Annotated in this window: 22 protein-coding genes; 8 read left to right on the top strand and 14 right to left on the bottom strand. The window is 64.4% G+C overall.

What is annotated here, in order from left to right; translation table 11 throughout:
- Window positions 1-87: 87 nt before the first annotated feature.
- The gene (locus tag GCN75_RS05900) at window positions 88-312 is read left to right on the top strand and encodes a hypothetical protein (protein WP_010396348.1); all 225 of its coding nucleotides are present in this window, start codon (window positions 88-90) and stop codon (window positions 310-312) included.
- A 212-nt stretch (window positions 313-524) separates the two neighbouring features.
- Here GCN75_RS05900 and GCN75_RS05895 read toward each other — a convergent pair whose 3' ends face one another.
- The 4 genes from GCN75_RS05895 to GCN75_RS05880 all read right to left on the bottom strand — a co-directional run bounded on the left by GCN75_RS05895 (window position 525) and on the right by GCN75_RS05880 (window position 5,568).
- Entirely contained in the window at window positions 525-1,661 is a 1,137-nt protein-coding gene (locus tag GCN75_RS05895; RefSeq protein WP_152281786.1) for an AI-2E family transporter, read from the bottom strand.
- A gap of 133 nt (window positions 1,662-1,794) precedes the next feature.
- Window positions 1,795-2,985, bottom strand: coding sequence for a DUF1501 domain-containing protein (locus GCN75_RS05890; RefSeq protein WP_152281785.1), 1,191 nt, complete (start codon window positions 2,983-2,985; stop codon window positions 1,795-1,797).
- Between the two features lie 15 nt (window positions 2,986-3,000).
- Window positions 3,001-4,566 (bottom strand): DUF1800 domain-containing protein, encoded by a 1,566-nt coding sequence (locus GCN75_RS05885; RefSeq protein WP_152281784.1) that lies wholly within the window; start codon window positions 4,564-4,566, stop codon window positions 3,001-3,003.
- Between the two features lie 87 nt (window positions 4,567-4,653).
- Entirely contained in the window at window positions 4,654-5,568 is a 915-nt protein-coding gene (locus tag GCN75_RS05880) for a LysR family transcriptional regulator (protein WP_152281783.1), read from the bottom strand.
- 105 nt (window positions 5,569-5,673) lie between these two features.
- On the opposite strand from GCN75_RS05880, the gene GCN75_RS05875 reads away from it, so the two are divergent.
- Window positions 5,674-6,687, top strand: a complete 1,014-nt coding sequence (locus tag GCN75_RS05875; RefSeq protein ID WP_152281782.1) for a zinc-binding alcohol dehydrogenase family protein — start codon at window positions 5,674-5,676, stop codon at window positions 6,685-6,687.
- A gap of 119 nt (window positions 6,688-6,806) precedes the next feature.
- Here GCN75_RS05875 and GCN75_RS05870 read toward each other — a convergent pair whose 3' ends face one another.
- A complete protein-coding gene (locus GCN75_RS05870; RefSeq protein WP_152281781.1) occupies window positions 6,807-8,093 on the bottom strand; it encodes a glycerate kinase type-2 family protein in 1,287 nt (428 codons plus the stop codon).
- Between the two features lie 32 nt (window positions 8,094-8,125).
- A complete protein-coding gene (locus tag GCN75_RS05865; RefSeq protein WP_152281780.1) occupies window positions 8,126-9,457 on the bottom strand; it encodes an MFS transporter in 1,332 nt (443 codons plus the stop codon).
- Window positions 9,458-9,603: 146 nt separating this feature from the next.
- Between GCN75_RS05865 and GCN75_RS05860 the strand changes: the two genes are divergently transcribed.
- Together GCN75_RS05860 and GCN75_RS05855 are read left to right on the top strand one after the other, a co-directional pair.
- A complete protein-coding gene (locus tag GCN75_RS05860) occupies window positions 9,604-10,767 on the top strand; it encodes a sugar diacid recognition domain-containing protein (protein WP_152281779.1) in 1,164 nt (387 codons plus the stop codon).
- A gap of 45 nt (window positions 10,768-10,812) precedes the next feature.
- Window positions 10,813-11,166, top strand: coding sequence for a YnfA family protein (locus tag GCN75_RS05855; RefSeq protein WP_152256324.1), 354 nt, complete (start codon window positions 10,813-10,815; stop codon window positions 11,164-11,166).
- 6 nt (window positions 11,167-11,172) lie between these two features.
- Here the strand turns inward: GCN75_RS05855 and GCN75_RS05850 are convergent, their stop codons facing one another.
- Window positions 11,173-11,574 carry a tellurite resistance TerB family protein gene (locus GCN75_RS05850; protein ID WP_226941145.1) on the bottom strand — a complete coding sequence of 134 codons (402 nt, stop codon included), beginning with the start codon at window positions 11,572-11,574 and terminating at the stop codon, window positions 11,173-11,175.
- A 44-nt stretch (window positions 11,575-11,618) separates the two neighbouring features.
- Window positions 11,619-12,581: a TerC family protein gene (locus tag GCN75_RS05845; protein WP_102294253.1), complete on the bottom strand. Its 963-nt coding sequence runs from the start codon at window positions 12,579-12,581 to the stop codon at window positions 11,619-11,621.
- A 157-nt stretch (window positions 12,582-12,738) separates the two neighbouring features.
- Here GCN75_RS05845 and nhaR point away from each other — a divergent pair, with 157 nt between their 5' ends.
- On the top strand, window positions 12,739-13,638 hold the full coding sequence (gene nhaR, locus GCN75_RS05840; RefSeq protein WP_152281778.1) for a transcriptional activator NhaR: 900 nt from the start codon (window positions 12,739-12,741) through the stop codon (window positions 13,636-13,638).
- Between the two features lie 183 nt (window positions 13,639-13,821).
- Complete coding sequence (locus tag GCN75_RS05835; RefSeq protein ID WP_152281777.1) at window positions 13,822-15,156, top strand: chloride channel protein; 1,335 nt, start codon at window positions 13,822-13,824, stop codon at window positions 15,154-15,156.
- Here the strand turns inward: GCN75_RS05835 and GCN75_RS05830 are convergent.
- The 3 genes from GCN75_RS05830 to msbA all read right to left on the bottom strand — a co-directional run bounded on the left by GCN75_RS05830 (window position 15,146) and on the right by msbA (window position 18,841).
- Window positions 15,146-15,640 (bottom strand): MarR family winged helix-turn-helix transcriptional regulator, encoded by a 495-nt coding sequence (locus GCN75_RS05830; RefSeq protein ID WP_152281776.1) that lies wholly within the window; start codon window positions 15,638-15,640, stop codon window positions 15,146-15,148. The two genes, GCN75_RS05835 and GCN75_RS05830, sit on opposite strands and share 11 nt — an antisense overlap.
- An 87-nt stretch (window positions 15,641-15,727) precedes the next feature.
- The gene (locus tag GCN75_RS05825; RefSeq protein WP_193317395.1) at window positions 15,728-16,846 is read right to left on the bottom strand and encodes a toxin-antitoxin system YwqK family antitoxin; all 1,119 of its coding nucleotides are present in this window, start codon (window positions 16,844-16,846) and stop codon (window positions 15,728-15,730) included.
- 159 nt (window positions 16,847-17,005) lie between these two features.
- The gene (gene msbA / locus GCN75_RS05820; protein WP_152281774.1) at window positions 17,006-18,841 is read right to left on the bottom strand and encodes a lipid A export permease/ATP-binding protein MsbA; all 1,836 of its coding nucleotides are present in this window, start codon (window positions 18,839-18,841) and stop codon (window positions 17,006-17,008) included.
- Between the two features lie 239 nt (window positions 18,842-19,080).
- Between msbA and GCN75_RS05815 the strand changes: the two genes are divergently transcribed.
- Complete coding sequence (locus GCN75_RS05815; RefSeq protein ID WP_152256330.1) at window positions 19,081-19,443, top strand: hypothetical protein; 363 nt, start codon at window positions 19,081-19,083, stop codon at window positions 19,441-19,443.
- Window positions 19,444-19,511: 68 nt separating this feature from the next.
- Here GCN75_RS05815 and GCN75_RS05810 read toward each other — a convergent pair whose 3' ends face one another.
- Window positions 19,512-19,895 carry a hypothetical protein gene (locus GCN75_RS05810; RefSeq protein ID WP_152256331.1) on the bottom strand — a complete coding sequence of 128 codons (384 nt, stop codon included), beginning with the start codon at window positions 19,893-19,895 and terminating at the stop codon, window positions 19,512-19,514.
- Between the two features lie 58 nt (window positions 19,896-19,953).
- A complete protein-coding gene (locus tag GCN75_RS05805) occupies window positions 19,954-20,916 on the bottom strand; it encodes a Dyp-type peroxidase (protein WP_193317394.1) in 963 nt (320 codons plus the stop codon).
- A 158-nt stretch (window positions 20,917-21,074) separates the two neighbouring features.
- Here GCN75_RS05805 and GCN75_RS05800 point away from each other — a divergent pair, with 158 nt between their 5' ends.
- The gene (locus tag GCN75_RS05800) at window positions 21,075-22,496 is read left to right on the top strand and encodes an aminotransferase-like domain-containing protein (RefSeq protein WP_152281772.1); all 1,422 of its coding nucleotides are present in this window, start codon (window positions 21,075-21,077) and stop codon (window positions 22,494-22,496) included.
- 5 nt (window positions 22,497-22,501) lie between these two features.
- Here GCN75_RS05800 and moaA read toward each other — a convergent pair whose 3' ends face one another.
- Entirely contained in the window at window positions 22,502-23,584 is a 1,083-nt protein-coding gene (gene moaA / locus GCN75_RS05795) for a GTP 3',8-cyclase MoaA (RefSeq protein WP_152281771.1), read from the bottom strand.
- Window positions 23,585-23,695: the final 111 nt, after the last annotated feature.

Genomic DNA, 23,695 nt, shown 5'->3' with positions numbered 1-23,695 from the left:
TGTTTATTCATACAGTAGCTGTGTTTTCATACAGTAGTTATGCTATTCTGATGACTCGTTCAACACATCTCCCTCAAAGGAATTGTCATGGCAACATTGAATAGCGGTTTTGGCTCACGGTTCGGCCTGGAATACGCCCCAAGCTCTTTCCTCGTCCGCATGGGCAAGCGCGAAATCCTCGTCTGCCGCGACTTCCGCAAGCGCTACTACACCGTCAATCCCTTGATCGAGTGCGGTACGGGCATCGAGCCGGGCTATGTTGAAGTGCTGCTGATGCGCCGTTGGTTGTTGATCTTATCTAAAGCGCATTAAATACGCCTTAAAATCGACTGCGTGGCGCGATTTGCGGCCTGCGATGCTCGCTGTACCAAAGTACAGCTGCGCTTCCTGGCCACCACTCCTTGCCGCTCGCTACGATTTTTCTCGGCGTATTCCGGGGTTTTCGGCGACCTTGCTTGAAAACCCCGCCCGGCCACGCCGGGAGCGCACCAGTACCGGCCAGCAGCACGCTGGCCGACCCCTCATTACTGTGTGCGTTCCGGCGCGGCCGGGCTGGCAGGTGTTGTCGCCACCGGCGTGATATCAACGTTGGCACCCGCGTTGGCAAGCGGCACCGTGTCAAACACATTCGCTTCGTACCACAGGGTAACGAACAGCACCATCACGACGGGGCCGATGAACAGGCCCACGAGGCCCAGGGTTTCCACGCCGCCCAGAATACCGAACAGCACGGCCAGGAAAGGCAAGCGGGTGGCGTTGCCGATCATGCCGGGACGCACGAAGTGATCGGCCACGAACAGCACCACGGTGCCCCACGCGGCCACGCCGATGGCGGCGCCCACGTTGCCCTGGAAGACCAGCAAGGCGGCCGCACACAGGTAGGCGAGCGGCGCGCCGAACGGGATGATGGCCAGGATGCCCGTGGCAAACGCCCACAGGGCCGGCGACGGCAAGCCGGCGATGGCATAGGCAATACCGATCAGCACGCCTTCGGCCAGGCCCACCAGCACCAGACCGTTGACCGTGGCGCGGATGGCCGTGGGGATTTTTTGCGCATAGCGGCCCCAGCGTTCGGGCCGCAGGAAATGGCTGCCGACGGCCGTGATCTGGCGCGTCAGCGCTTCGCCATCCTTGTAAAAGAAAAACAGGCACAGAAAGGCCAGGCCGAAGTCGACCAGGCGATGGAACACGTCCGCGCCGAGGATTTTCAGCATGTCGCGCGCGGAATGAAAGCCGCCCACGGCGCTGCCCGCAAAGAAGTGGCTGAGGCCATGGGGCTGGCTCAGGGTGGCTTGCCACCAGTCGCCGATGGCGCTGCCGGCCAGCGGAATGTTCGCCACCCAGTCCGGCGCAGGCAAGCCGTCCGTATTCGCATGGACGACGAAATTGGCCAGCACGGGCACTTCGCGCGCCGCCTGCGCCACGCCGAACAGCACGGGGATGATGAAGATGCAGGCAAACGCCAGGGTCAGCAGGGCAGCGGCCACGATGGTGCGCTGGCCCAGCGCCGCGCGCACGCGCACATACAGGGGCCAGGTGGCCACGCACAGGATGCCCGCCCACACGAGCGGCAAAAAGAAACGCTGCATGACGAAGGCCGTCACGGCGATCAGGGCCAGGGAAAAGCCTGCGCTGACGATGTCGCGCTGGGTATCGCTCATACCACTCCATTCGTGCCCCGCACCGTGACCGGTGACGGCGCTTAGCTACGCGCCAGTTGCGCAGGCGTAGCGTAACACGGCAGCATGGCGATCCCGCGCCCGCCCTGCCGCAGGCAGCCGCTGGAGCAGGCGCTTACACGAGGCCCAGCTCCACCGGCTTGACACCGGCAAACACGTGCTCGAGTTGCGCCGGCGTCAAACCGAACGTGCGGCGCAGCAAGCCGCCCAGCACGGCGCGGTACTCGTTGAGCACCGGCATGTCGCGGTTCTGGAACAGGGTTGCCTGCGAAATCGCCACTTGCTCGCCCGCCACCTGTTTCCCCTTGATGCCGCCGCCCAGCACCCAGAATACGCTGCCGTGGCCGTGGTCCGTGCCGCGGTTGCCGTTTTCGCGGAAGGTGCGGCCAAATTCGCTGACCACCACCACCACGGTATTGCGCCACTCGCTGCCCATTTCCTGGGAAAACGCCGCCAGGCCCCGTCCCAGCTCATCGAAGCGCCCCGCCAGGTAGCCGTTGGCGCCGCCCTGCCCCACATGCGTATCCCAGCCGCCCACGTCTACGAAGCCGATGTTGTATTTGTCTTTCATCAGGCGGGCGATGCGCTGCGCTTCCAGTTCAAAACCCTTGGTACTGATGGCGTTGCGGTTGGCCGCCTGCATCTCTCCCGTCAATTCCTTGTTCACATCATCGCGCACGGCAAAGCCCGCGCTGACCGGTTGCTGCAAGGGCGTGCCCCGGTACATGGATGCGATGACTTGGCTTTGACGCGCATCAATGCCCGACTTGCCCACGGAGCGCAGCCCCATGTTCGGCACCTGCACGCCGCCCTGGAAGATCAGGGGCAGCTGGTCCGTGAAGGAAATGGCGTGATTGCCCTGATTGCTGTTCAAGCTTTGCGCCAGCCGGTTCAGGAAGCCCGAGCGGAAATCGCGGCGTCCGCCGATCTCCTGTCCCAGCTCGATGCTGTCCTGCGTCTCGAAATGGCTGCGCGTCAAATCCGTCGTGCCTGCAAACGGTATGAAGGCCGCTTCGCCGCCTGTGAACATGGGATAGATGGTTTCGCGCAGGGCCGGATGCAGACCCCAGTCCGCATTCAGGGCCAGCGCGCCATTGTCCGCGCCCGGCTTCGCAATGGCGATATTCGGTCGCGATGCATAGTAAAAATCGCTACCGACCGGCACCAGCAGATTGTTCGCGTCATAGCCGCCGCGCAAAAAGACGAACAGCAGCCGGGCATTCGTGGCGGGCGCGGCCAGCAAGCTGCCTGCATGCGACAGCAGGGGCGCGGCGGCCAGGGCTTTCAACAGGTCACGACGGTTCATGGCAACTCCTTTAATCTAACGGTGCATCATTTCCGGCGAGGAAAGAAGAAATGTGTTCCACTCCTGCGGCGTGGCGGCCTGCTCCAGGGCCTGGCGCGTGGCCGGGCTCAGGCTTGCCTGCAGCGACTGGTAGTACAGGGCGCTGGCCAGCTGGGGAAACGCCACCTTTTCCTGCGGCTGCGGGCCATCCGTCTTGAACAGGCCCGCGCTGCCCGAGCCGATGGTGCGGGCGATATCGAAGCGCGTCGTCATTTGCCCGGGACTGGCCCAGGAGGCATCCGCCAGCGGATAGCCATCGGGCGTCTGGCGCCCGTACAGGGGCTGGCCCATGCGCGAAAGCCAGTTCAGCATGGGGCCCGCGTTCAGGATGGGCTTGTCGTCATAGCTGAGGCGCACGGCCGACACCACGTAATGCATGGGGTCCTTGAATTTCTTGCCCAGCGATTGCTTGAACTCGGGGCTGCCGAACATGGTCTGCAGCACGTCGGCGATCATGCCGTCGCTGCTCTGGAAAGTGGCCGCCATGCGCGCCACCAGCGGCTCGGGCGGATTGTCGCCCACGAAATACTGGGCCAGCTTGCTACTGATGAAATGCGCGGTGGCGGGACTGCGGCTGAGGCGGTCCAGCGCTTCGTCGAGTTCGGCCAGCCCCCTGCCCTTCACGGTGTGTCCCAGGAATTGTTTATCACCGTAATCGTGGCGGTTCGGATTGAATTCGAACAAGCCCCGGCGCACATACTGCGCCTGCAGCGCCGGCCTGACTTTCGGCGCATCCGGTCCCAGGTTCACGCCCACCCCGGTCAGGATGCGCGCCAGCTCCTGCACGTCGGCCTGGCTGTAGCCGCCGTTGACGCCCAGGGTGTGCAGCTCCATCAGTTCGCGCGCATAGTTTTCATTGATGCGCTTGACGGCATTGGCTTCATTGTCCAGGTAGCGCAGCATGGCCGGATGGTGGACGGTGGCGCCCAGCAAGTCGCGGAATTTCCCCAGCGCATGCGGCGCGATGGCGTTCGCCTCGTAATCGCCCACCATGGCGCGCAAGTTGTGCTTGCCCTGGTGCACGCTGAAATGGTTGAGCCAAAACCAGCTCAGCTGCTGCTGCAGCTGGTTAGGCGAATACACGTCTAGCAGCACGGAGCGGGTGGCCGCCTCGCGCGCCAGGCGGTTGAGTTCTTGCTGGTAATCCTTTTGCGCCTGCTGCTTCGCCATGTCGTCCATGACGCCGGCCGATTCCTTGCGCTTTTGCTCCATGGACAGCACCAGCTGGTCGAGCGGCACCTGGCTGATGGTCATGGCATCGATCTGCGCCTGGATGGCGGGCGGCAGGCTGGCTTTGCCTGGATGCAGCTGCGCCTGCAGGTAAGCATTCCACCCTTGCGCCTGCACCTGGCGCACGCTGCCCGCATTCACGCCCCAGCTGACGCGCTCGAGCATGGCGATGCCCTGCGCGGCATTGTCCGGCGCGCCGGCGCGGGGGCTGGCGGAGGGCGGCAGCGGGCCGCCGCTGCCGCCCGTGCCGGCGCAGCCGGCCAGCAACAGCAAGGAAATCAAGGTCGTCGGCAACAGTCGGTTAGGGGTCATGGCAATCCTTCAAGCGGTTTCATGCAGAATGCCTGAGGGTACGCCCAGGTTGACCTGCGCATGATTGCCATTTGCAACGAGTTGTAATTAATAATGTTGTTTTAATAACTCTGCGCACTTGTCGCGCAGGAAATCGCGCAGTTGCAGCACCAGCGGCGTTACCTGCGCCCGATGCATGCAGACCAGCTGCAGGGGCGTGGCCTCGCCCGCCGCCTCGGGCAGCAGCACCTGCAAGCGGCCGGCGGCCACGTCGCCGGCAACGTCGAGCCGCGATTTATACGCGATGCCCAGGCCCGCCACGGCCCAGCGGCGCACCAGCTCGGCGTCGTCCGCGCTGCGGTTGCCGCTCACTTGCACCGTCACCTGCTCGCGCTGGGGCAGGCGGTAAAAAGTCCAGCGGTCGTGCATGCCGTCTTCCAGCGCAAAGCGCAGGCAATTGCGCTGCGACAAGTCTTCCAGCGCCAGCAAAGGCCCATGCTCGCGCAGGTAGCCGGGCGACGCCACCAGCACCCGGTCGTTGGCAGGCGCGATGGGCATGGCGACCATGCTCGAATCGTCTTGCTGGCCGTAACGCAAGGCAATGTCCACTTGCTGGCGCACCATGTCGGCCACCCGGTCGCTGACGCTGAGCTGGTACTGCAGCTTCGGGTGGCGCGTCTGGAATTCGTCGAGCCAGCCCAGCATCAGGTTGCGTCCCAGGTCGGAAGGCATGGCAATTTTCAAGGTTCCGCCGAAACTGTCCTTGCCGGCCAGCAGCGCGTCGTGGCCCGCGCGCAGCAGGCGCAAGGCTTCACGCGCATGTTCGAGGTATTGCGTGCCTTCCGCCGTCAGGCTCAGCGAACGGGTCGTGCGGGCCAGCAGGCGCAGGCCCAATTCCCCTTCCAGGCGCTTGACGGCGGCGCTGGCCAGCGCGGGCGAAATGCCGATCTCGCGCGCAGCCGCCGACAGGCTGCCCCGGTCGGCCGTGCGGACAAATACCTGCAAGTCATCGAGTCGCAGCAATTTTCAGCATTCCTTTGAAAGTGTTTCGGTACGCGCCCTCTTTTTCCTGGACGCGAAAGCCACCATCATACGTCATCGCCTCCCCACTCTCGACCAAGGATTACCATGAAAGCCATCGCCTACCGCCACAGCCTGCCCATCACGGATGCGGACGCCCTGCTCGACATCGAGCTGCCCACGCCCGTCGCCACGGGGCGCGACCTGCTCGTCGCCGTCAAGGCCATTTCCGTCAACCCCGTCGACGCCAAGGTGCGCAAGAACCGCGCGCCGAAAGAGGGACAGCCGGAAGTGCTGGGCTGGGATGCGGCCGGCGTCGTCACGGCCGTGGGTCCCGACGTCACCCTGTTCCAGGTGGGCGACAAGGTCTGGTACGCGGGCGCCATCAACCGGCCCGGCAGCAACAGCGAATTTCAATTGGTCGACGAGCGCATCGTGGGCCACATGCCGGCCAGCCTGGACTTTGCGCCCGCCGCCGCCCTGCCTCTCACCAGCATCACGGCCTGGGAACTGCTGTTCGACCGCCTGCAGATCAGCCGCGACAAGAATCTGACGGACAAATCGCTGCTCGTGATCGGCGCGGCCGGCGGCGTCGGTTCCGTGCTGGTGCAGCTGGCGCGGCAATTAACGGGCGTCACCATCATCGGCACGGCCTCGCGCGCGGAAACGGCCGACTGGGTCAAGGAACTGGGCGCCCACTACGTGATCGACCATAGCCAGCCCCTGGCCGCCGAAATCACGCGCCTGGGCTTGCCGCCCGTCGATTACGTGATCAGCCTGAACCAGACCGACAAGCATTTCGACCAGATCGTGGAATTGATCGCGCCGCAAGGCAAGTTCGCCCTGATCGACGACCCTGAACACATCGACGTGCGCAAATTCAAAGGCAAGAGCGTGTCGTTGCACTGGGAACTGATGTTTACCCGTTCGCTGTTCCAGACGGACGACATGGTCAAACAGCATGCATTGCTGGAGGAACTGGCCCAGCTGGTGGACGGGGGCGTGATCAAGACCACCCTGGCCGAGCGCTTCGGCACGATCAACGCGGCGAATTTGAAGCGCGCGCATGCCCTGCTGGAAAGCAATACCGCCAAGGGCAAGATTGTGCTGGAAAATTTCTAAACGCCGCTAAAACCTGCTGCGCGTCGGAATTTGCGGCCTGCGATGCTCACCGCCTCTGCGGCCCCGTACTTCGTACGGTTGCGCTTCTCGGCCACAACTTCCTTCCGCTCGCGACGGTTTTATCTGACGTTTTCTGAAGTGGTAATCAGGATGGCCCGGAAATCGTTGACGTTCGTCAATGTCGGGCCCGTGATCACGCTGTCTCCCAGCGCCTGGAAAAAGCCGTGGCCATCGTTGTTGTCCAGGCTGTCGCGGGGCTTGATGCCCAGGGCCCAGGCGCGTTGCAAGGTATCGGGCGCCAGAAGCGCGCCGGCAATGTCTTCCTGGCCGTCGACGCCATCCGTGTCGCCCGCCAGCGCGTGGATGCCCCGTTGACCGTCCAGCGCGATGCCCAGCGCCAGCAGGAATTCCACGTTGCGCCCGCCACGGCCGTTGCCGCGCACGGTGACCGTCGTTTCGCCGCCCGACAGCAGCACGCACGGGGCGGGAAACGGCTGGCCCCGCAAGGCAGTTTGCAGCGCGATGCCGGCCATCACCTTGCCCACGTCGCGCGCCTCGCCTTCCAGGCTGTCGCCCAATATATACGGCGTGACGCCGGCCGCGCGCGCCACGCCAGCTGCCGCTTCCAGTGCCAGCTGCGGCGTGGCGATCAGGGTCGTGCGCGTGCGCGCCAGCCGGGGATCATCGGGTTTCACGGATTCGCCGCGTCCGCTTTCCAGCGTTTTGCGTATGCTGTCCGGCAAGTCCATGCCGTAGCGGCGCACGATGGCCAGCGCGTCGTCGCACGTCGTCGCGTCGCCCACCGTGGGGCCGGACGCGATATCGCCCAGCTTGTCGCCGGGCACGTCGGAAATCGCCAAAGTGACGACTTGCGCCGGATGGCAGGCGGCCGCCAGCCTGCCGCCCTTGATGGCGGACAAATGGCGGCGCACGCAATTCATTTCACCGATGGTGGCGCCCGACGCCAGCAGCGCGCGGTTCAACGCTTGCTTGTCTTCCAGGCTGATGCCATCCAGGGGCAAGGCCAGCAGCGATGAGCCGCCGCCCGAAATCAAACACAGCACCGTATCGTCGGCCTGCAAGTTACCCACCAGATCGAGCATGCGCCGCGCCGCCAGCATGCCGGCCGCATCCGGCACGGGGTGCGACGCTTCCACGATCTCGATGCGCTCGCACGGCACGGCGTAACCGTAGCGCGTCACCACCAGCCCGGAGAGCGGCCCCGGCCAGTGCTGTTCCACGGCGTGCGCCATGGCGGCCGACGCCTTGCCGGCACCGATGACGATCAAGCGCCCCTTGGGCGCGGGCGGCAGATGGGGCGGCACGCAGTGCGACGGTTGCGCCGCGGCGACGGCGGCGTGGAACATGGCTTGCAGCAAGGCGCGCGGCGCTGGGGGGGGCGTCATGGTCAATTCCTCCGGTTCGATGGCAGCTTCGTTCAACGGTTCACGATGCGCGCGGGCACGCGCAGCACCAGTATGGCGCCCAGCAGCATGACTGCGGAAAGAATATACAGGGCCACATCGGTGCCGCCCGTCGCATCCTTGATCCAGCCGACGAGGAAGGGGCTGACGAAGCCCGCCACCTGGCCCAGCGAATTGATCAGCGCCAGGCCGCCGGCCGCCGCCGCGCTGCCGAGAAACGCCGTCGGCAGAGGCCAGAACATGGGCAGGCCGGACAGCGCGCCCATGGTCGCCAGCGACAGTCCGATGAGGGCGACGACCACGTTGCCATGCGCCTGGGTGGCCAGCAGCAAGCCGCACAGCGCCATCAGCAGGGGGCCGCTCAAATGCCAGCGGCGTTCCTTGTGCTTGTCGGCCGAACGGCCCACCCAGATCATGAAGATGCTGGCGCACAGGTAGGGAATGGCACTGATCCAGCCCACGGCCACGGGGCTGGCGAAACCCAGCGACTTGACGATGGTGGGCAGCCAGAAATTGATCGCATACACACCCATCTGGATGCAGAAATACACGAGGCCCAGCATCCACACGTGCTTGTTGCGCAGCACGCTGGCGAAGGTGTCGGCCGTATTCGCGCTGTTGCGGCGCTGGCGTTCGTCCTCGTCGAGGTCGGCGCGCAGCAGCTGCTTTTCTTCCGCATTCAGCCACTTCGCCTGGGCAATGCCGTCGTTCAGCAGCACATACACGAGAAAGCCCAGCAGCACGGTGGGGATGCCTTGCAACAGGAACATCCATTGCCAGCCGGCCAGGCCGCCGTGGCCAGCGAACGATTGCATCATCCAGCCCGACAGGGGGCTGCCCAGCAAGCCGGAAATGGGAATGGCCGACATGAACAGGCCCATGATACGGCCCCGGCGCGACGCGGGATACCAGTTCGTAAAGTACAGCACGATGCCGGGGAAGAAACCCGCCTCGAACACGCCCGTGATGAAGCGCAGCGAGTAGAACGCGGCCGGCGTGGTGACGAACATCAGGCAGGCCGAGGCGACGCCCCAGGCGATCATCAGGGTGCCGATGACCTTGCGCGCGCCCAGGCGGTGCAGCAGCAGATTGCTGGGCACGCCGCTGGCCACATAGCCGATGAAGAAAATGCCGGCGCCCAGGCCGTACACGCTCTCGCTCCATTGCAGCGCATCGAGCATTTGCAGCTTGGCAAAGCCGACATTCACCCGGTCCAGATAATTGAACAGGTAGCAGATGAAGATGAAGGGGATCAGATGCAAGGTGACCTTGCGGTAGGCGCCTTCGCGCACGCGGTCCTGCGCGGACGCGCCGGCGGACAGGCTGGCGCCTGGATGGGTGGTCATGGGTGTCTCCTGACTATTTTTTTATGGAATACGAGCAGCCCATCGTACAATCGCCCACAGAAACAGTCATCGTGCGGATGCACGAAGAAACACGAGTGCCGAATACGATGATTTCATGCAAATGCACAAGAGCAGAGGCAGACATCATGCAAAGCATCGATTTTCCCCTGGCGCAGGACATCGTCCAACGCACCATGCACATCATTCCCTTCAGCGTCAACGTCATCGATGCGCGCGGCGTGATCCTGGCCAGCGGCGACCCGCAGCGCGTGGGCGACCTGCATCCGGGCGCGCAACTGGCGCTGGCCCGGCGCGCCAGCGTGGAAATCGGCACGGCCGACATGGCCAGGCTGCCGGGCACGCGGGCCGGCATCAACCTGCCCCTGGCCGTGCGCGGCGAGATTTGCGGCGTGCTGGGCCTGACGGGCGAGCCGGACGACGTGCGCCAGTTCGGCGAACTGGTGCGTGCCATGGCGGAAATGATGCTGGAGCAGGCACGGCTGGTCAGCGAATTGCAGCACGAAAAGCGCTACCGCGAGGAATTCGTGTTCCAGCTCGTGTACCGCACGGGCATTTCGGATGCCAGCATGCAGGCGTGGGCGGCGCGCCTGGCGCTGGACTTGCGCGTGCCGCGCGCCATGTTCGTGCTGGAAATTCCCGATGCGGGAGAAGGCCCGGGCGAACGGCTGGACCAGGTGCTGACGCAGTTGCAGCAGGTGCAGTCCGACCTGTCGGCGCGATGGCCTGCCCTGCTGACGGCCGTCGTCTCCCCGGGCGAACTGGTGCTGCTCGACGCTTTTCCCGCCAGCGGCCCGCAGCAGGCGCGCGCGGCGCAGGCAAGGCAGCGCCTGCTCGAACTGCACCAGGTGGCGCAGCAGGCGCTCACGCCGCCCGCCACCCTGTCCATGGGCGTGGCCTTGCCGGGCCTCGATGGCGCGACGGCGTCATATGAATCGGCGAAGCAGACGGCGCGCGTGGGGCGCGCCCGCGATGGCGCGCAAGCCACTTTTTCCTACCTGGAACTGAGCCTGCCCGTGCTGCTGTCCGGCCTGCAAGCCGGTTGGCAGGCGGAGCAATTGCGCCAGACCCTGGCCCGCCTGCAGGCGCACGACCGCAAGTCAGGCACCCTGATGCGTACCCTGGCCGCCTGGTTCCGCCACCACAGCCACCCGATGGCCACGGCCAGGGCCCTGCACATCCACCGCAACACGCTCGATTACCGGCTGCAAAAGATCGCCGAACTGACGGGGCTGGACCTGGACGACACGGATGACCGCCTGCTGCTGTATGTCGCCCTGCAGCTCAATTGAGGCACGTCCGTCTACAATGGCGGCTGACCGCACAACAGGAATAGCATGAACGACGCCATCGAATGGACCAGCCTTGCCCGCACTTTCGGGCTGTTTACCGTCACGGCCGTGGCTGAACTGCTGGGCTGCTACCTGCCCATGCTGTGGCTGAGCAACAAGGGCAGCGCCTGGCTGCTGTTGCCGGCCGCCATCAGCCTGCTGATCTTCGTGTGGCTGCTGACCCTGCATCCGGCCGCCAGCGGCCGGGTGTACGCCACGTATGGCGCCATCTATATCGCCACGGCCCTGGGATGGCTGTGGCTGGTGGACGGCATCACGCCCGCCTGGACCGATGTTGCGGGCGTGGGCCTGGCCCTGGCGGGCGCTGCCGTCATTGCCATGGGCCATAAAACAGCCTGATGTGCATCAGGCGGCATGCGCGCGGAAATTCGTTTCCGCTGACCATGCCGCGCTGGCGCGGGCCAGCAAGACGGCTTCGCCATCGGCCAGCCAGTCGTCCGCATCGGCGATCTTCCACATGGCTTGCAGCAGCTTGCGGCGCAAGTCCGGGTCCGTGATTTCATCGAGCAGGCTGTCGATCACGCCATTGCCCAGCTGGATGGCGCCATGCACGGTGGACGTCAGCATGTCGTCGCACAAGTCTTGCAGCAATTGCTGGAAGGCGGCCGGCTCCAGGTCGATATGCTCGAGGATCTTGCTGCGGTGCATGGCTTGCAGCTCGGCGCTGGCCAGGTTGCCGTCAACCACCATCATCAGGGCCAGGATACGTCCCGCTGCCTGGGGACTGTTCATTTCATACGTACGCATAATTTCTCTTTCATTGTGAGTTCAAGGCGCGCCGTACTGCCGTTTTACTTCTTGTCGCTGCGGGTGATGAACACGCTGGCCACGCAGCTCGACACGATCAATACCGCCACCACCAGCAGGGACGCTTCGACGGGCACGTGGTACCACGGCATGATCAGCATCTTTGCGCCGATAAACACCAGCACCATCGCCAGGCCATACTTGAGCATGTGGAAGCGGTCCGCCACGTCCACCAGCAGGAAGTACAGGGCACGCAAGCCCATGATGGCGAACAGGTTCGACGTGAAGACGATGAACGGGTCCGTCGTGATGGCGAAAATCGCCGGGATCGAGTCCACCGCAAATACCAGGTCCGTCACCTCGATCAGGATCAGCACGAGGAACAGGGGCGTCACATAGCGCAAGCCATTCTTTGCCACGAAGAAACGCTCGCCGTGGTCGCCATCGGCCACCCGCAAGTGGCGGCGGGCAAAGCGCAGCACGGGGTTGTTCGCCACGTCCGGCTCCGCATCGGCCGCCACCAGCATGCGCATGCCGGTAATCAACAGGAAAGCGCCAAACAGGTACAGCACCCAGCTGAACTCGCTCACCACCCAGGCGCCGGCCATGATCATCACGGCACGCATGACGATGGCGCCCAGCACGCCGTAAATCAGGACGCGGCGCTGGTACTGGATCGGCACCTGGAACGCGCTGAAGATCAGCAGGAAGACGAACACGTTATCGACGGACAGCGCTTTCTCGATCAGGTAGCCGGAGAAAAATTCCAGCGCCTTCTGGTTGGCGATCTCGGGTCCAGCCGTGCCGTTCAGATACCACCACAGGCCGCCGTTGAACAGCAGGGCCAGGCTGACCCACACGAGCGACCACGTCGCCGCTTCCTTGACGCCCACCTTGTGCGCCTTGTTGCCGCCGAAGACGAACAAGTCCAGCGCCAGCATGAACAGGACGAACACGATGAAGCCGGCCCACATGGGTGCCGTTGCAATACTTTCCAGGCCGTTCATCGGCGGCCTCCGCACTGCTCTGTTTGTATTCTGTAGTCCATGACACTCTCCTTGCATGAATTGAGCAGCCATCATAGTCTGAATATAAACATCGAACAAATCGAATATAATTTACAAATACATCGAAAAACTCGATGCATTATTCTTTGGGAAAACCATGTCGACACTCAACTTCAAGCACTTGCGCTATTTCTGGATGGTGGCCAAGACGGGCAGCATCGCCCGCGCGGCCGAGCAGCTGCACCTGACGCCGCAATCGATTTCCGGGCAGCTCAGCGAGTTTGCCGACACCCTGGGCGTGGAACTGTTCCGCCGCAGCGGGCGCCAGCTGGAATTGACGGACACGGGCAGGCGCATCCTCAGCCATGCGGAAAGCATCTTCAGCACGGGCGATGAATTGCTGGAAATCGTGCGCGACCAGTCGCGCACGGCGACGACGACGTTCCGCGTGGGCTGCGCCGATTCCGTCTCGAAACTGATCGCCTGCCGCCTCGTGGCGCCGGCGCTAAGCCTGGCCGAACCGCTGCGCATCATTTGCCGCGAAGGCCGGCTGGCCAGCCTGCTGGCGGACCTGGCCGTGCACCGGCTGGACCTGATCATGGCGGACCGCCCCATGCCGGCCCATTTGAGCGTGCGCGGCTTTAACCACTTGCTGGGCGAAAGCGGCATGACCCTGTTCGGCACGCCAGCGCTGGCCGCCACCCTGACGGGCGGCTTTCCGCTATGCCTGGACGGCGCGCCGCTGCTGCTGCCGGGCGAAGACTTCGCCATCTACGGGCGCCTGCTGCAATGGCTGGGCGACAACAATCTGCATCCGCGCATCGTCGGCGAGTTCGACGACAGCGCCATGATGAAGGCCTTCGGCCAGTCCGGCGCCGGCCTGTTCTTTGCGCCCACCGTGATCGCGCCCCAGGTCTGCGAACAATATGCCGTGGTGGCGCTGGGCCGGGTCGACAGCCTCGTCGAGCAAGTGTATGCGATCACCACGGAGCGGCGCCTGAGCCACCCGGCCACCGTCGCCATCAGCCAGAGCGCGCGGCACGAGCTGTTCGTGTAAGCCTGTGGCGTCCGGGCCGCACCTGGCGCCGCAAGGGCGGGCCCTTGCCGATTTTCCGGCCGGGGTATGGCTGCTGTCGTCAATTGCCCACAAATAAGGCAGACGAAAAGCATTCGGACAAATATATCTCTATAATGGCAAGTCTCCCCGACGCCCTGCGCGCCCCTTTCTGGACTTGCCGCAATGAAGCACTTGCACGACATCCCCTCTGCCTTCAAGCATGAATTTGCCAACCCGCGCCTGTGGTGGTCGCGTGCCGTCGTCGTCGGCATGGCCGCCATCGCGGGCCTCGTCGTCGTGGGATTTACATGGCTGGCGGAAACGGCGCTCGATTGTTTTCTGTTTTTTAACGGCAAGGCCTGGTGGTTTGCCCTGCTGTGGACGCCCATTTGCGCCGCCCTGCTCGTCTGGCTGACGCGCCGCTACGCGATGGGTGCGGCCGGTTCCGGCATCCCGCAAGTGATGGCGACACTGGACCCTGCCGTGGCGCCCGAGCAGCGCTCGCTGTTTGTCTCGTTGAAACTCAGCGCCGCGAAGATAGGCCTGACGGCGGGCGGCTTGCTGGGGGGACTCTCGCTGGGGCGCGAAGGACCGTCCGTGCAGATCGCGGCCGGCGTGATGCTGGCGGCGCGCCGCTGGCTGCCCCGCCACTCGCAGGTGAGCGCCCATTCCTTGCTGGTGGCGGGCGGCGCGGCCGGCATCGCGGCCGCCTTCAACACGCCGCTGGCGGGCGTCATGTTTGCCATCGAGGAACTATCGCGCTCGCCCGAGCAGCGCAACAGCGGCCTCATCGTGGCTGGCATCGTGCTGGCCGGCATGATGGCCGTCTCCATCCACGGCAACGCCACCCACTTCGGCATCATCCACCCGGGCCCCATCGGCCTGGCGCTGGCCCTGCCCGGCTTGCTGGTGACCCTGGTGGCGGGCGTGGCGGGCGGCCTGTTTGCGCGCCTGCTGCTGGCGTCCGCCAGGGGCAATCCCCTGGGCAAGCTGTCCGCGTGGCGACAAGGCCGGCCCGTGCTGTTCGCCGCCGTCTGCGGCTTGCTGGTGGCGGCCATCGGCATCGCCAGCCATGGCGCCACGTTCGGCAGCGGCACCGTGGCCACGCGCGCCATGCTCGATGGCGCGTCCGACGTGGCGCCCGCCTTCGTGGCCTTCAAATATGTGGCGACGTGGCTGACCGTGTGGTCGGGCGTGCCGGCCGGCATCTTCGCCCCGTCGCTGGCCATCGGCGCCGGCATCGGCCACGATATCGCCGTGCTGCTGCACTATCCGCACGCGCCCGCGCTGATCGCGCTGGGCATGGTGGGTTTCCTGGCTGCCGCCACGCAGGCGCCGCTGACGGCGTTTATCATTGTCATGGAAATGGTCGACGGCCACGGCATGGTGCTCAGCCTGATGGCGTGCGCCGTCGTGGCCAGCACCGTGTCGCGCGTGCTCAGCGAACCGCTGTATGGGGCGCTGGCACAGCTGCAGCTGCAACGGCTGCCGCAGGCCAGCCGGGACGCTACATCGTAAACGGAAACGGCTGCATGCCCGCCTGCCTGTCATCGGGGGCGACGACGGCCAGCAAGGCGTTCAAGCCCTGGTTCAGGTGGGCCAGGCTGTCGGGGTCCAGCTGGGCCAGCGCGCTGGGCAGCAAACCGCGCGCCGGCTGCGGCGCGCCGGCGATCACGGCTTGCCCTTCCAGCGTCAGGGTCAGGGTGACCACGCGCTGGTCGGGCTGGTCGCGTGCCTTGCGCACATAGGTTTTTTTCACCAGCGCATCGACCAGGTTGCTGGCCGTCGTCTGGTGGATCGACATCTTGCTTGCCAGCTCGCCCATGCGCAGGCCCGGCCGTTCCAGCAATTCCTGCATCACCCACAATTGCGCACCCGACACGCCGCATTGCTTCTCGATCTGCGCCGAGTGCCGCTGCGCCGCGCGCATGACGACGCGCATGTTTTGCAAGGCCATGCCTTGCGCCCTGGCCATCGCCGAAACTTCCGCTTCCACCACCATTGCCTCCAGTTATCCTGCCGGCTTCGCGCCTGCTGGCGGGCCGGAATCCGTACATGATACCTGCAAAGGCGGGCGCGCTCCTACTGCCTAATGACCGGCAGGGACGGGTTCGCCAGCCTGCCACGCCTGTTCCAGCACCAGCTTGCCCGCCTGGTCCCATTGACGTTCGATGCCGTGCTTCTTGCCGTGGTCGTACGGCACGATCTGGCGCAGGCTGCCGTCGTCGTACCAGGCCTGCAGCAAGCCGTGGCGCTGGCCTTCGACAAACGGAGTCACGCTGGCGCGCACGCCGTTGGCATGCCAATCCGTCGTGTCGCCGTGGTCGCGCCCCTGCGCGTCTTTTTGCCATGCAAAATTGGGCCGGCCATTCGGCCCCCACGTTTGCAAGCTGAGCACGGCGCCTTTCCGATACAGCGTCTTGTTCGACACGACGCCATTGTCATGGCTTTCAAACGACCAGCCATCGGGCTGGTCATGCTCCCAGACGGTGCTGGCCAGCACCTTGCCATCCTGGGCATACCGGACAAACTCGCCCTCGCGCTTGCCATCGACGAAGCGTCCCCGCCGGTGCAGCTTGCCATCCGCATAAAACAATTCCTGCACGCCATCCATCTTGCCATGGCGCTGATACGAGCGGCTGCTCACGGCCCCATTCGCGCCATACGACACATGCTCGCCATCGGCCATCTCGTCGCCGTGATACAGCGTTCGGCTCATCAGCTGGCCATTCTCGTGATACGTTTCCGAGATGCTGTCGCGTCCGTTCGGCAATGCGGTCACCCGCTGCTGGACCTGGCCATTCTCGAAGTACGCGCTACCGCCGAGCAGCTCCTCGCCCTGGGCATCCAAACAGGTTTCGCGCAACAGCTGGCCATTCTCGTGGTAGTACTTGCGAAACTTCACGAACTTGACCTGGCTCAGGTCCAGGTCCGTGGCATAGGTTTCAAAGGCCAGCACGCCCGGCGTGTCGGGAAATTCGAGCCGCACATGCCAGGCGCCCAGCGCCTCGTCGCGCACGGGCGGCGTGCGCAGCGCATACGCGGCGCGGCCCTGGCTGCTGGGTACGAAATTTTCATCCAGATACATGCTGCGGTCTTCCTCCTGTCGCGTCGGTGTTGTCTCCGCCGGCTGTTCCTGGGCCGCCAGCGGCAAGGCCGTACCCAGCGCGGCGGCCAGCAGCCAGCGCATCGTCTGTTGATTCTTCATGTTGCTCCATTGCTCATATTGCATTGCGGCTGCCATCATATAGGCAAGCGCCATTCGCCGCGGGCACGATTGCCGCGCCCAAAATAAAAAACCGGGACCGGACCTGCTGGTCCGGTCCCGGCCTGGGGACATGCGCTGGCGCGGCAGGCGCGCCACACGTCAGCCCACGCCATCCTTGACGGGCGACAGCTGGCTCGCATGCAGGCGCGCATACGCGCCGCCCTGCTGCAGCAAGGCTGCATGGCTGCCCGATTCCACCAGGCGGCCGCCCTGCATGACGACGATGCGGTCCGCGCTTTCGATGGTGGACAAACGGTGGGCGATGACGATGGTGGTGCGGTTGCGCATCAGCACTTCCAGCGCCGCCTGTACCGAACGCTCCGACTCCGTGTCCAGCGCGCTGGTGGCTTCGTCGAGCAAGAGAATCGGTGCATCCTTGTACAGGGCGCGGGCGATCGCCAGGCGCTGGCGTTGCCCGCCCGACAGGCGCGAACCGTTCTGTCCCGCCTGCGTTGCATAGCCTTGCGGCAGCTGCATGATGAAGTCGTGGGCGTAGGCGGCGCGCGCCGACGCTTCGATGCGGTCCTGGTTCGGCGCCGGATCGCCATACGCGATATTTGCCGCCATCGTATCGTTGAACAGGATCACATCCTGGCTGACGAGGGCGAACTGGCGCCGCAGGGCCAGCAAGGCATAGTCGCGCACGTCGACGCCGTCGAGCAGGATCTGGCCGCCGCTGACGTCATAGAAGCGGGGCAGCAAGCCCAGCAAGGTGGTCTTGCCGCCACCCGAGCCGCCCACCAGGGCCACCGTTTCGCCGGCACGGATGTCGAGCGAAATGTCGCTCAGGGCCGTGGGCGCATCGGGATCATCGCTGTTGTAGCGGAAGTTGACGTTCTGCAGGGACAAATTGCCCTGCACCGTGGCGGGCGCCAGGGTGCCCGGGTCCGGTTCCAGCGGCGTGTCGATCAGGCCGAAGACGGACTCGGCCGCCGCCAGGCCCCGCTGCAGGGGCTCATTGATCTTGGTCAGGTTCTTGATCGGCGACTGCATGGCCATCAGCGCGCCCATGAAGGCGACAAACGCGCCCGGCGTGATGGCGCCGCTTTGCGCGCGCAGCATGGCGAAATAGATCACGGACGACAGCGTGATACCGACGAGCATCATGATGAAGCCGGAATTCATTGCCGAGGTGGCCGCATGCTTGACGGCCAGCTGGCGGTTGCGCTTGACCACGTCGACGAAGCGCGCCTGTTCATAATCCTGGCCGCCGAAGATTTTCACCACGCGCTGGCCGCCGATGCTTTCGTCGAGCACGGACGTCAGCTCGCCCACGGCTTGCTGGGAACTCTTGCTCAGGTGACGCATGCGCCGGCCCGCCAGGGTCACGACGATGGCCACGATGGGCATCGAAGCCATGCAGAACAGGGCCAGTTTCACGTCGATGCTGAACAGCAGGATCAGGTAGCCGATGGTGGCGACGGAATCGCGCACCATCACGTTGAGCACGTTCAAGCCCGCCTGCGACACCTGGCTGGCGTCGAAGGCCACGCGCGACTGCGTCAGGCTGGTGGTGGTGGTATCGAAAAAGCGGCTGGGCAGGCGCATGATGGTGGCGAACATCTTTTCGCGCAAGTCCGCCTGCACGCGGCTCGATAGCCAGACGGAACCGTAATCGCCGGCAAAGCTCGACACCATGCGCAGCACGGCCAGGCCCAGGATGGTGGCGGGAATCACCCACAGATCCACCTGCCCCGCCTGTGCCGGCAAGAAACGGTCAACCCAGCCCTGCAGCATGCCCATCATGCCCGATGCGGGCGCGACCTGCGTGCTGGCCGTCGCGCGCATGGCGTCTACGACGTTTTGCAACTGGCGGATTAACAACACATCGGTGGCGGACGCCACGCCCACGGCCAGCAAGGTAGCGGCAACGATGGCGCCATACCGGCGAAACTGGCCGGCCAGGCGGAAGAACAGGAGGCGACTTTGCTGCATGCAGATGGGAAAAAAGAAGGTAAAACGTGATTCTAACCGTTGCGCGAGGCTTTCCCACGAGAAAGTAGAGAAGCATGGCTTGCGCGCCTGGCGGCAAGCGCATGGCCATCGTGACAATTGGAGATGGTGATGGTGAAAATACGACCTACACTTGCTGAGCTAGCTTAACGATGCCGAGGCATCGGGACTGGCCCTACACGCCGCGGGCCTGGCGGCGCGCCCCCCTTCCTGGAGATACCATGAGCGTTCCCATCTACAAAGTCAATGCCGTGCACCTCGCCATCGACAAGAGCCATCCGCCGCATTTGCATGTGAGCGCGATCGGCGAAGTCAGCTCCGGCGGCTGGAAGGCGGCTACTCTCGCGCCCCGCGTCTACATCAAGCCGCCGCAGGACGGCATCCAGGACCTGGACTTCGAGGCGACGCCGCCCAAGGGCAGCGAGCCCGTGATTCAGGTCATCCTGCCCATCGCCGCTGGTGCCGTCCTTGCCCTGCCGGACTGGCTCAAGGGCGTGCGCGTGCATGCCAAGACCAATGCCGTGGTCACCTTGCTCACCGACGAAGCAAGCTTGCGGCAAGTGGCCGCCATCAACCACGACTAGGCAGCCGCGCACCAGCTGCGGCCAGCCGTCGCGCCGCCGCCCTCCCGGCAAGGAAGGGCGGCCGGTTCTTATTGCTTTTTCACTTTCCAGTCGCCGGCGCCCGCCTTGCAGACCGTCAGCTTGAGGGTCTGTTCCTGGCCCTTGGCGCTCAGGGCCACCTGCACCTTGCGGCAGGTTTGCGCGTCCGTCTTTTGCGTGTCGCTGGCCGTGATCTCGGCGGCGATGCGCACGGAATTGCGCAAGCCCTCATTGCTCCATTGCACGGTTTCGCCATCCTTCTTGTCATTGAGCACGTCGCCCACGGCCTTCACGAAGACGGGCTTGTCGTTCTTGTTCAGGTAAGCCATCGGCGTATCGGCCAGGAAACCCAGGCCCACGGCGGAAGCGGAAGCGCTGAAGACGACGCTGCCCAGTATCAGGGCGGACAACAGTGTGGCGGGACGAATACGCATGAAAAACTCCTTGTAAAGTAAAAATAGGGACCGGGAAGCGGAAGCGCCGGGATGGCACTCAGCCGGGATCCGCCGGCGAAATACCCACTGCCAGCAAGGCATCGATGCTGGGCACGAAATAGATCGCCGACGACAGCGCCGTGGAAAAATCCAGCAGCCTGTCCGTTTTGGTGATGCCATCATAGCCTACGCCGTACATTTGCCGCAGCATGCCCATAGTCACCGTGATGTCCTTGCAAAAACCGACAAACATGACGCCCGCCTCGCCGGCATTGGCGTAATTGGCATTGCGGCGCACGATATCGACTTCCTCGCCATCGCGGATGAATTGATTGCGGCCCACGTGGGAATCGACGGGCAGCGGCGACAATTCGTGGCTGCCCGCCTTGGTGCGGCCCCACACCTGTTCCGCCGCGTGCACGGGCAAGGCGCGCAGGCGCTCCACATCCATGCGCCATTTCTGCAGCAGCACGGTGGAGCCGCCCGCGCCCTTCTCGCCGTCGGGAATGATGGCCACGCCGTGGGCACGGAACGGATTCGGATTGGCGACGCCGTCGGCAAAGCCGTCGAAGGTCACATTGTTATGGTAGGGAAAACACACCTGCTCGCTGGCCAGCTCGGCGAAAGGCCCCAGCAAGGTAAGCGCCGTGCGCATGCTGTCGTACAGGGTGGCCGCGTTCGACTGCGTGATCCAGACCCAGAAATCGTGCTGGGTGGCCGGCGCCGTCTTGCCATTGGCGCCCACGAGGTCGTGGTCGAATGACGCCATGTTGTCCGGCACGCAGCCGGGGCAGGCGGCGCGCCACAGCTCGGGCCGGAAACCCAGCACCACGTTGGCCGTGCCGCCCGTCAACTGATGGTGGCGGTTCAGGGTGGGATCCAAAATGCCCGTGACCTGGGATTCCCACAGTTTACTGAGCAACTTGAACAACTGCCGCATGTCGACGCCGGCCTTTACATTGAACTGCAAATGCACTTCATCGCGCGCGACGACGGATAGCATGCTTTGTGGAATTGCCATGACCGATACTCCTCTTTTGATTGCTATGTGGATGGTAAACCAGGAAGTGCCGGATGCCAGTTTCATTTAAGCAACATGCGACAACTGTAACTATAGGTAGTCATGAATTGAACGATAATGCAATGACGTAGAGCAAGAATAAAAATGGATACCATTGCATGAAACTGTATGAAAAGCTCGTTGGCGACATCGAGCAACTGGTCGCCAAGGGCGTGCTCCTGCCCGGCGAACGCATCCCCTCCGTGCGCCAGACCAGCCAGCAGCACAAGCTGAGCATCACCACGGTGCTGCGCGCCTACGTCAAGCTGGAAAGCATGGGCGTGATCGAAAGCCGGCCCCAGTCCGGCTACTTCGTGCGCCCCCGCGCCGGCGACACGGCCACGCCGTCCATCTGCATGCAGGCGTCGCACCCCAGTCCCGTGCCGGCGGAAGTGCACGTGAGCCGCCTGGTGCTGTCGACCCTGCGCTCGATCGGCTTGCACGACGCTATCCCGCTGGGCTCGCCCTACCCCGACCCGTCGCTGTTTCCCTGGGAACGCATCAACCAGTATGCGGGCGCGGTGGCGCGCCGCAACCGCGCGTGGAACGTGACGGACGACCTGCCGCCGGGCAACCCGCAGCTGATACGCGAAATCGCCCGCCGCTACCTGGAAAACGGCCTGGCCGTCGATCCCGACGAAATCATCGTCACCGTGGGCGCCACGGAAGCCATCAACCTGTGCCTGCAAGCGGTGGCCAAGCCGGGCGACACCATCGCCGTCGAGTCGCCCACCTTCTATGCCATGTTGATGGCCGTCGAACGGCTGGGCATGAAGGTGGTGGAAGTGTCCACCGACCCGTATGAAGGCATCAGCATCGAGGCGCTGGCCGACATCATGGCCCGGCAGCCGATCGCCGCCGTCATGGTGATGCCGAACTTCCAGAATCCGCTGGGCTTCCAGATGTCGGACCAGCGCAAGCGGGCCCTGGTCCAGCTGCTGGAGCAGCACGACGTGCCCGCCATCGAAAACGGCGTCTACAACGAACTGTATTACGGCGACGCCCACCCGTCCTCGCTCAAGTCCCACGACCGCAAGGGCCTGGTGCTGCACTGTTCCTCGTTTTCCAAGAGCCTCAGTTCCGCCCAGCGCGTGGGCTGGGCCCTGGCCGGACGCTACCGGGGCAAGGTGGAAGAACTCAAATTCCTCAACACCCTGGCCACGTCCTCGTTTCCCCAGCTGGCCATCGCCGAATACCTGCAAAACGATGGCTACGAACAGCATCTGCGCCGCACCCGCAAGGCCTATGCCCAGCAGGCGCGCATCATGGCGGCCGCCGTGCTGCGTTTCTTTCCTGTCGGTACGAAAATCTCGCACCCGCAGGGCGGCTACGTGCTGTGGGTGGAGTTGCCCGGCAATATAGACTCCATGCAGCTGTACCGGCGCGCGCTCGAATGCAAGATCACGGTGGGCCCGGGGCGCATGTTTTCCGTCAGCCAGGCCTACAAACATTGCATCCGCCTCAATTACAGCTATCCGTGGAGCGTGGACGTGGAACAGGCGATCATCCTGCTGGGCAAACTCATCACCGAATTCCTGTAGACCATTCAGCCGCCCACCAGCGACATGCGCACGGTGCGATACTGCTTGCGGCCGCTGGCCTGGGCCAGTGCGCCGCGCACTTCCGAATAGCGGTCGCCGCGCCGCTGCCAGTGCCGGCGCAGCAGGCTTTCCAGCCCTTGCGCGGAGTCAAGCTGAGGCCGCAGGTCGAGGCCGTCCTGGGCGAACAGACAGGTAAACAGCTTGCCGTCCGACGACACGCGCACCCGGCTGCAGTCGCCGCAGAACGGCTGCGACACGCTGGAAATGAAACCCACTTCGCCGCCGCCATCAAGGTAGCGGTAGCGGCTGGCCGTTTCGTGCAAGAGGGGCTTGCCTTCGCCCAGCGATACGAGGGGGAATTCGGCGGCGATCAGCGCGCGCGCCGCCTCCGACGTGACGACATGCGTGCGCGACCAGGCGCCGATGCCGCCCACGTCCATGAATTCGATCAGGCGCAGCACCACGCCCGTATGGCGGAAGTGGCGCGCCAGCGGCACGATCTGGCTATCGTTGACGCCTTTCTGCACCACCATGTTGACCTTCACGGGGTTCAAGCCCACGGCTTGCGCCACCTCAATCCCGTGCAGCACTTTGTCGACGGGAAAATCGACGCCATTCATGCGCTGGAAAATGCCGTTATCGAGGCTGTCGAGGCTGACGGTAACCCGGTCCAGGCCCGCATTCTTGAGCGAGCGCGCCTTGGCCGCCAGCAAGCTGCCGTTCGTCGTCAGCGCGATGCTCACGGCGCGCCCGTCCGGCGTGGTGAGCCTCGCCAGCGCCTCGATCAGCTGCTCGAGGTTCTTGCGCAGCAGCGGCTCGCCGCCCGTGATGCGGATCTTGTCGACGCCCAGGCGCACGAAGGCGCGCGCCATCGTTTCGATCTGCGCGAAGGACAGGCGCTCGCTGGACGGCAGAAACGGGTAATCGCTGGGGTACAGCTCGGCCGGCATGCAATACGTGCAGCGGAAGTTGCACTGGTCGATGACGGAAATGCGCAAGTCCGTCAGGGGGCGACCCAGCATGTCCACGCACGGTTCGATATGGCCTGGCTGCCGGAGCGCCGGCGGCGGATACAGGATGGTGTTCATGGTGCTTCCCCTCGATAGGCATTCGTCAGGGTCCAGCATAGGACGAATGGGGGCGGGCAAAGAGGTACAGTCCGGCGCCAGGCGATAGAGTACAGACGCGCGGGACCGTGC

The sequence above is a fragment of the Janthinobacterium violaceinigrum genome, from assembly GCF_009208555.1.
GTDB classification, from domain to species: Bacteria; Pseudomonadota; Gammaproteobacteria; order Burkholderiales; family Burkholderiaceae_D; genus Janthinobacterium; species Janthinobacterium violaceinigrum.
This window is presented reverse-complemented; position numbering and strand designations above follow the sequence as displayed.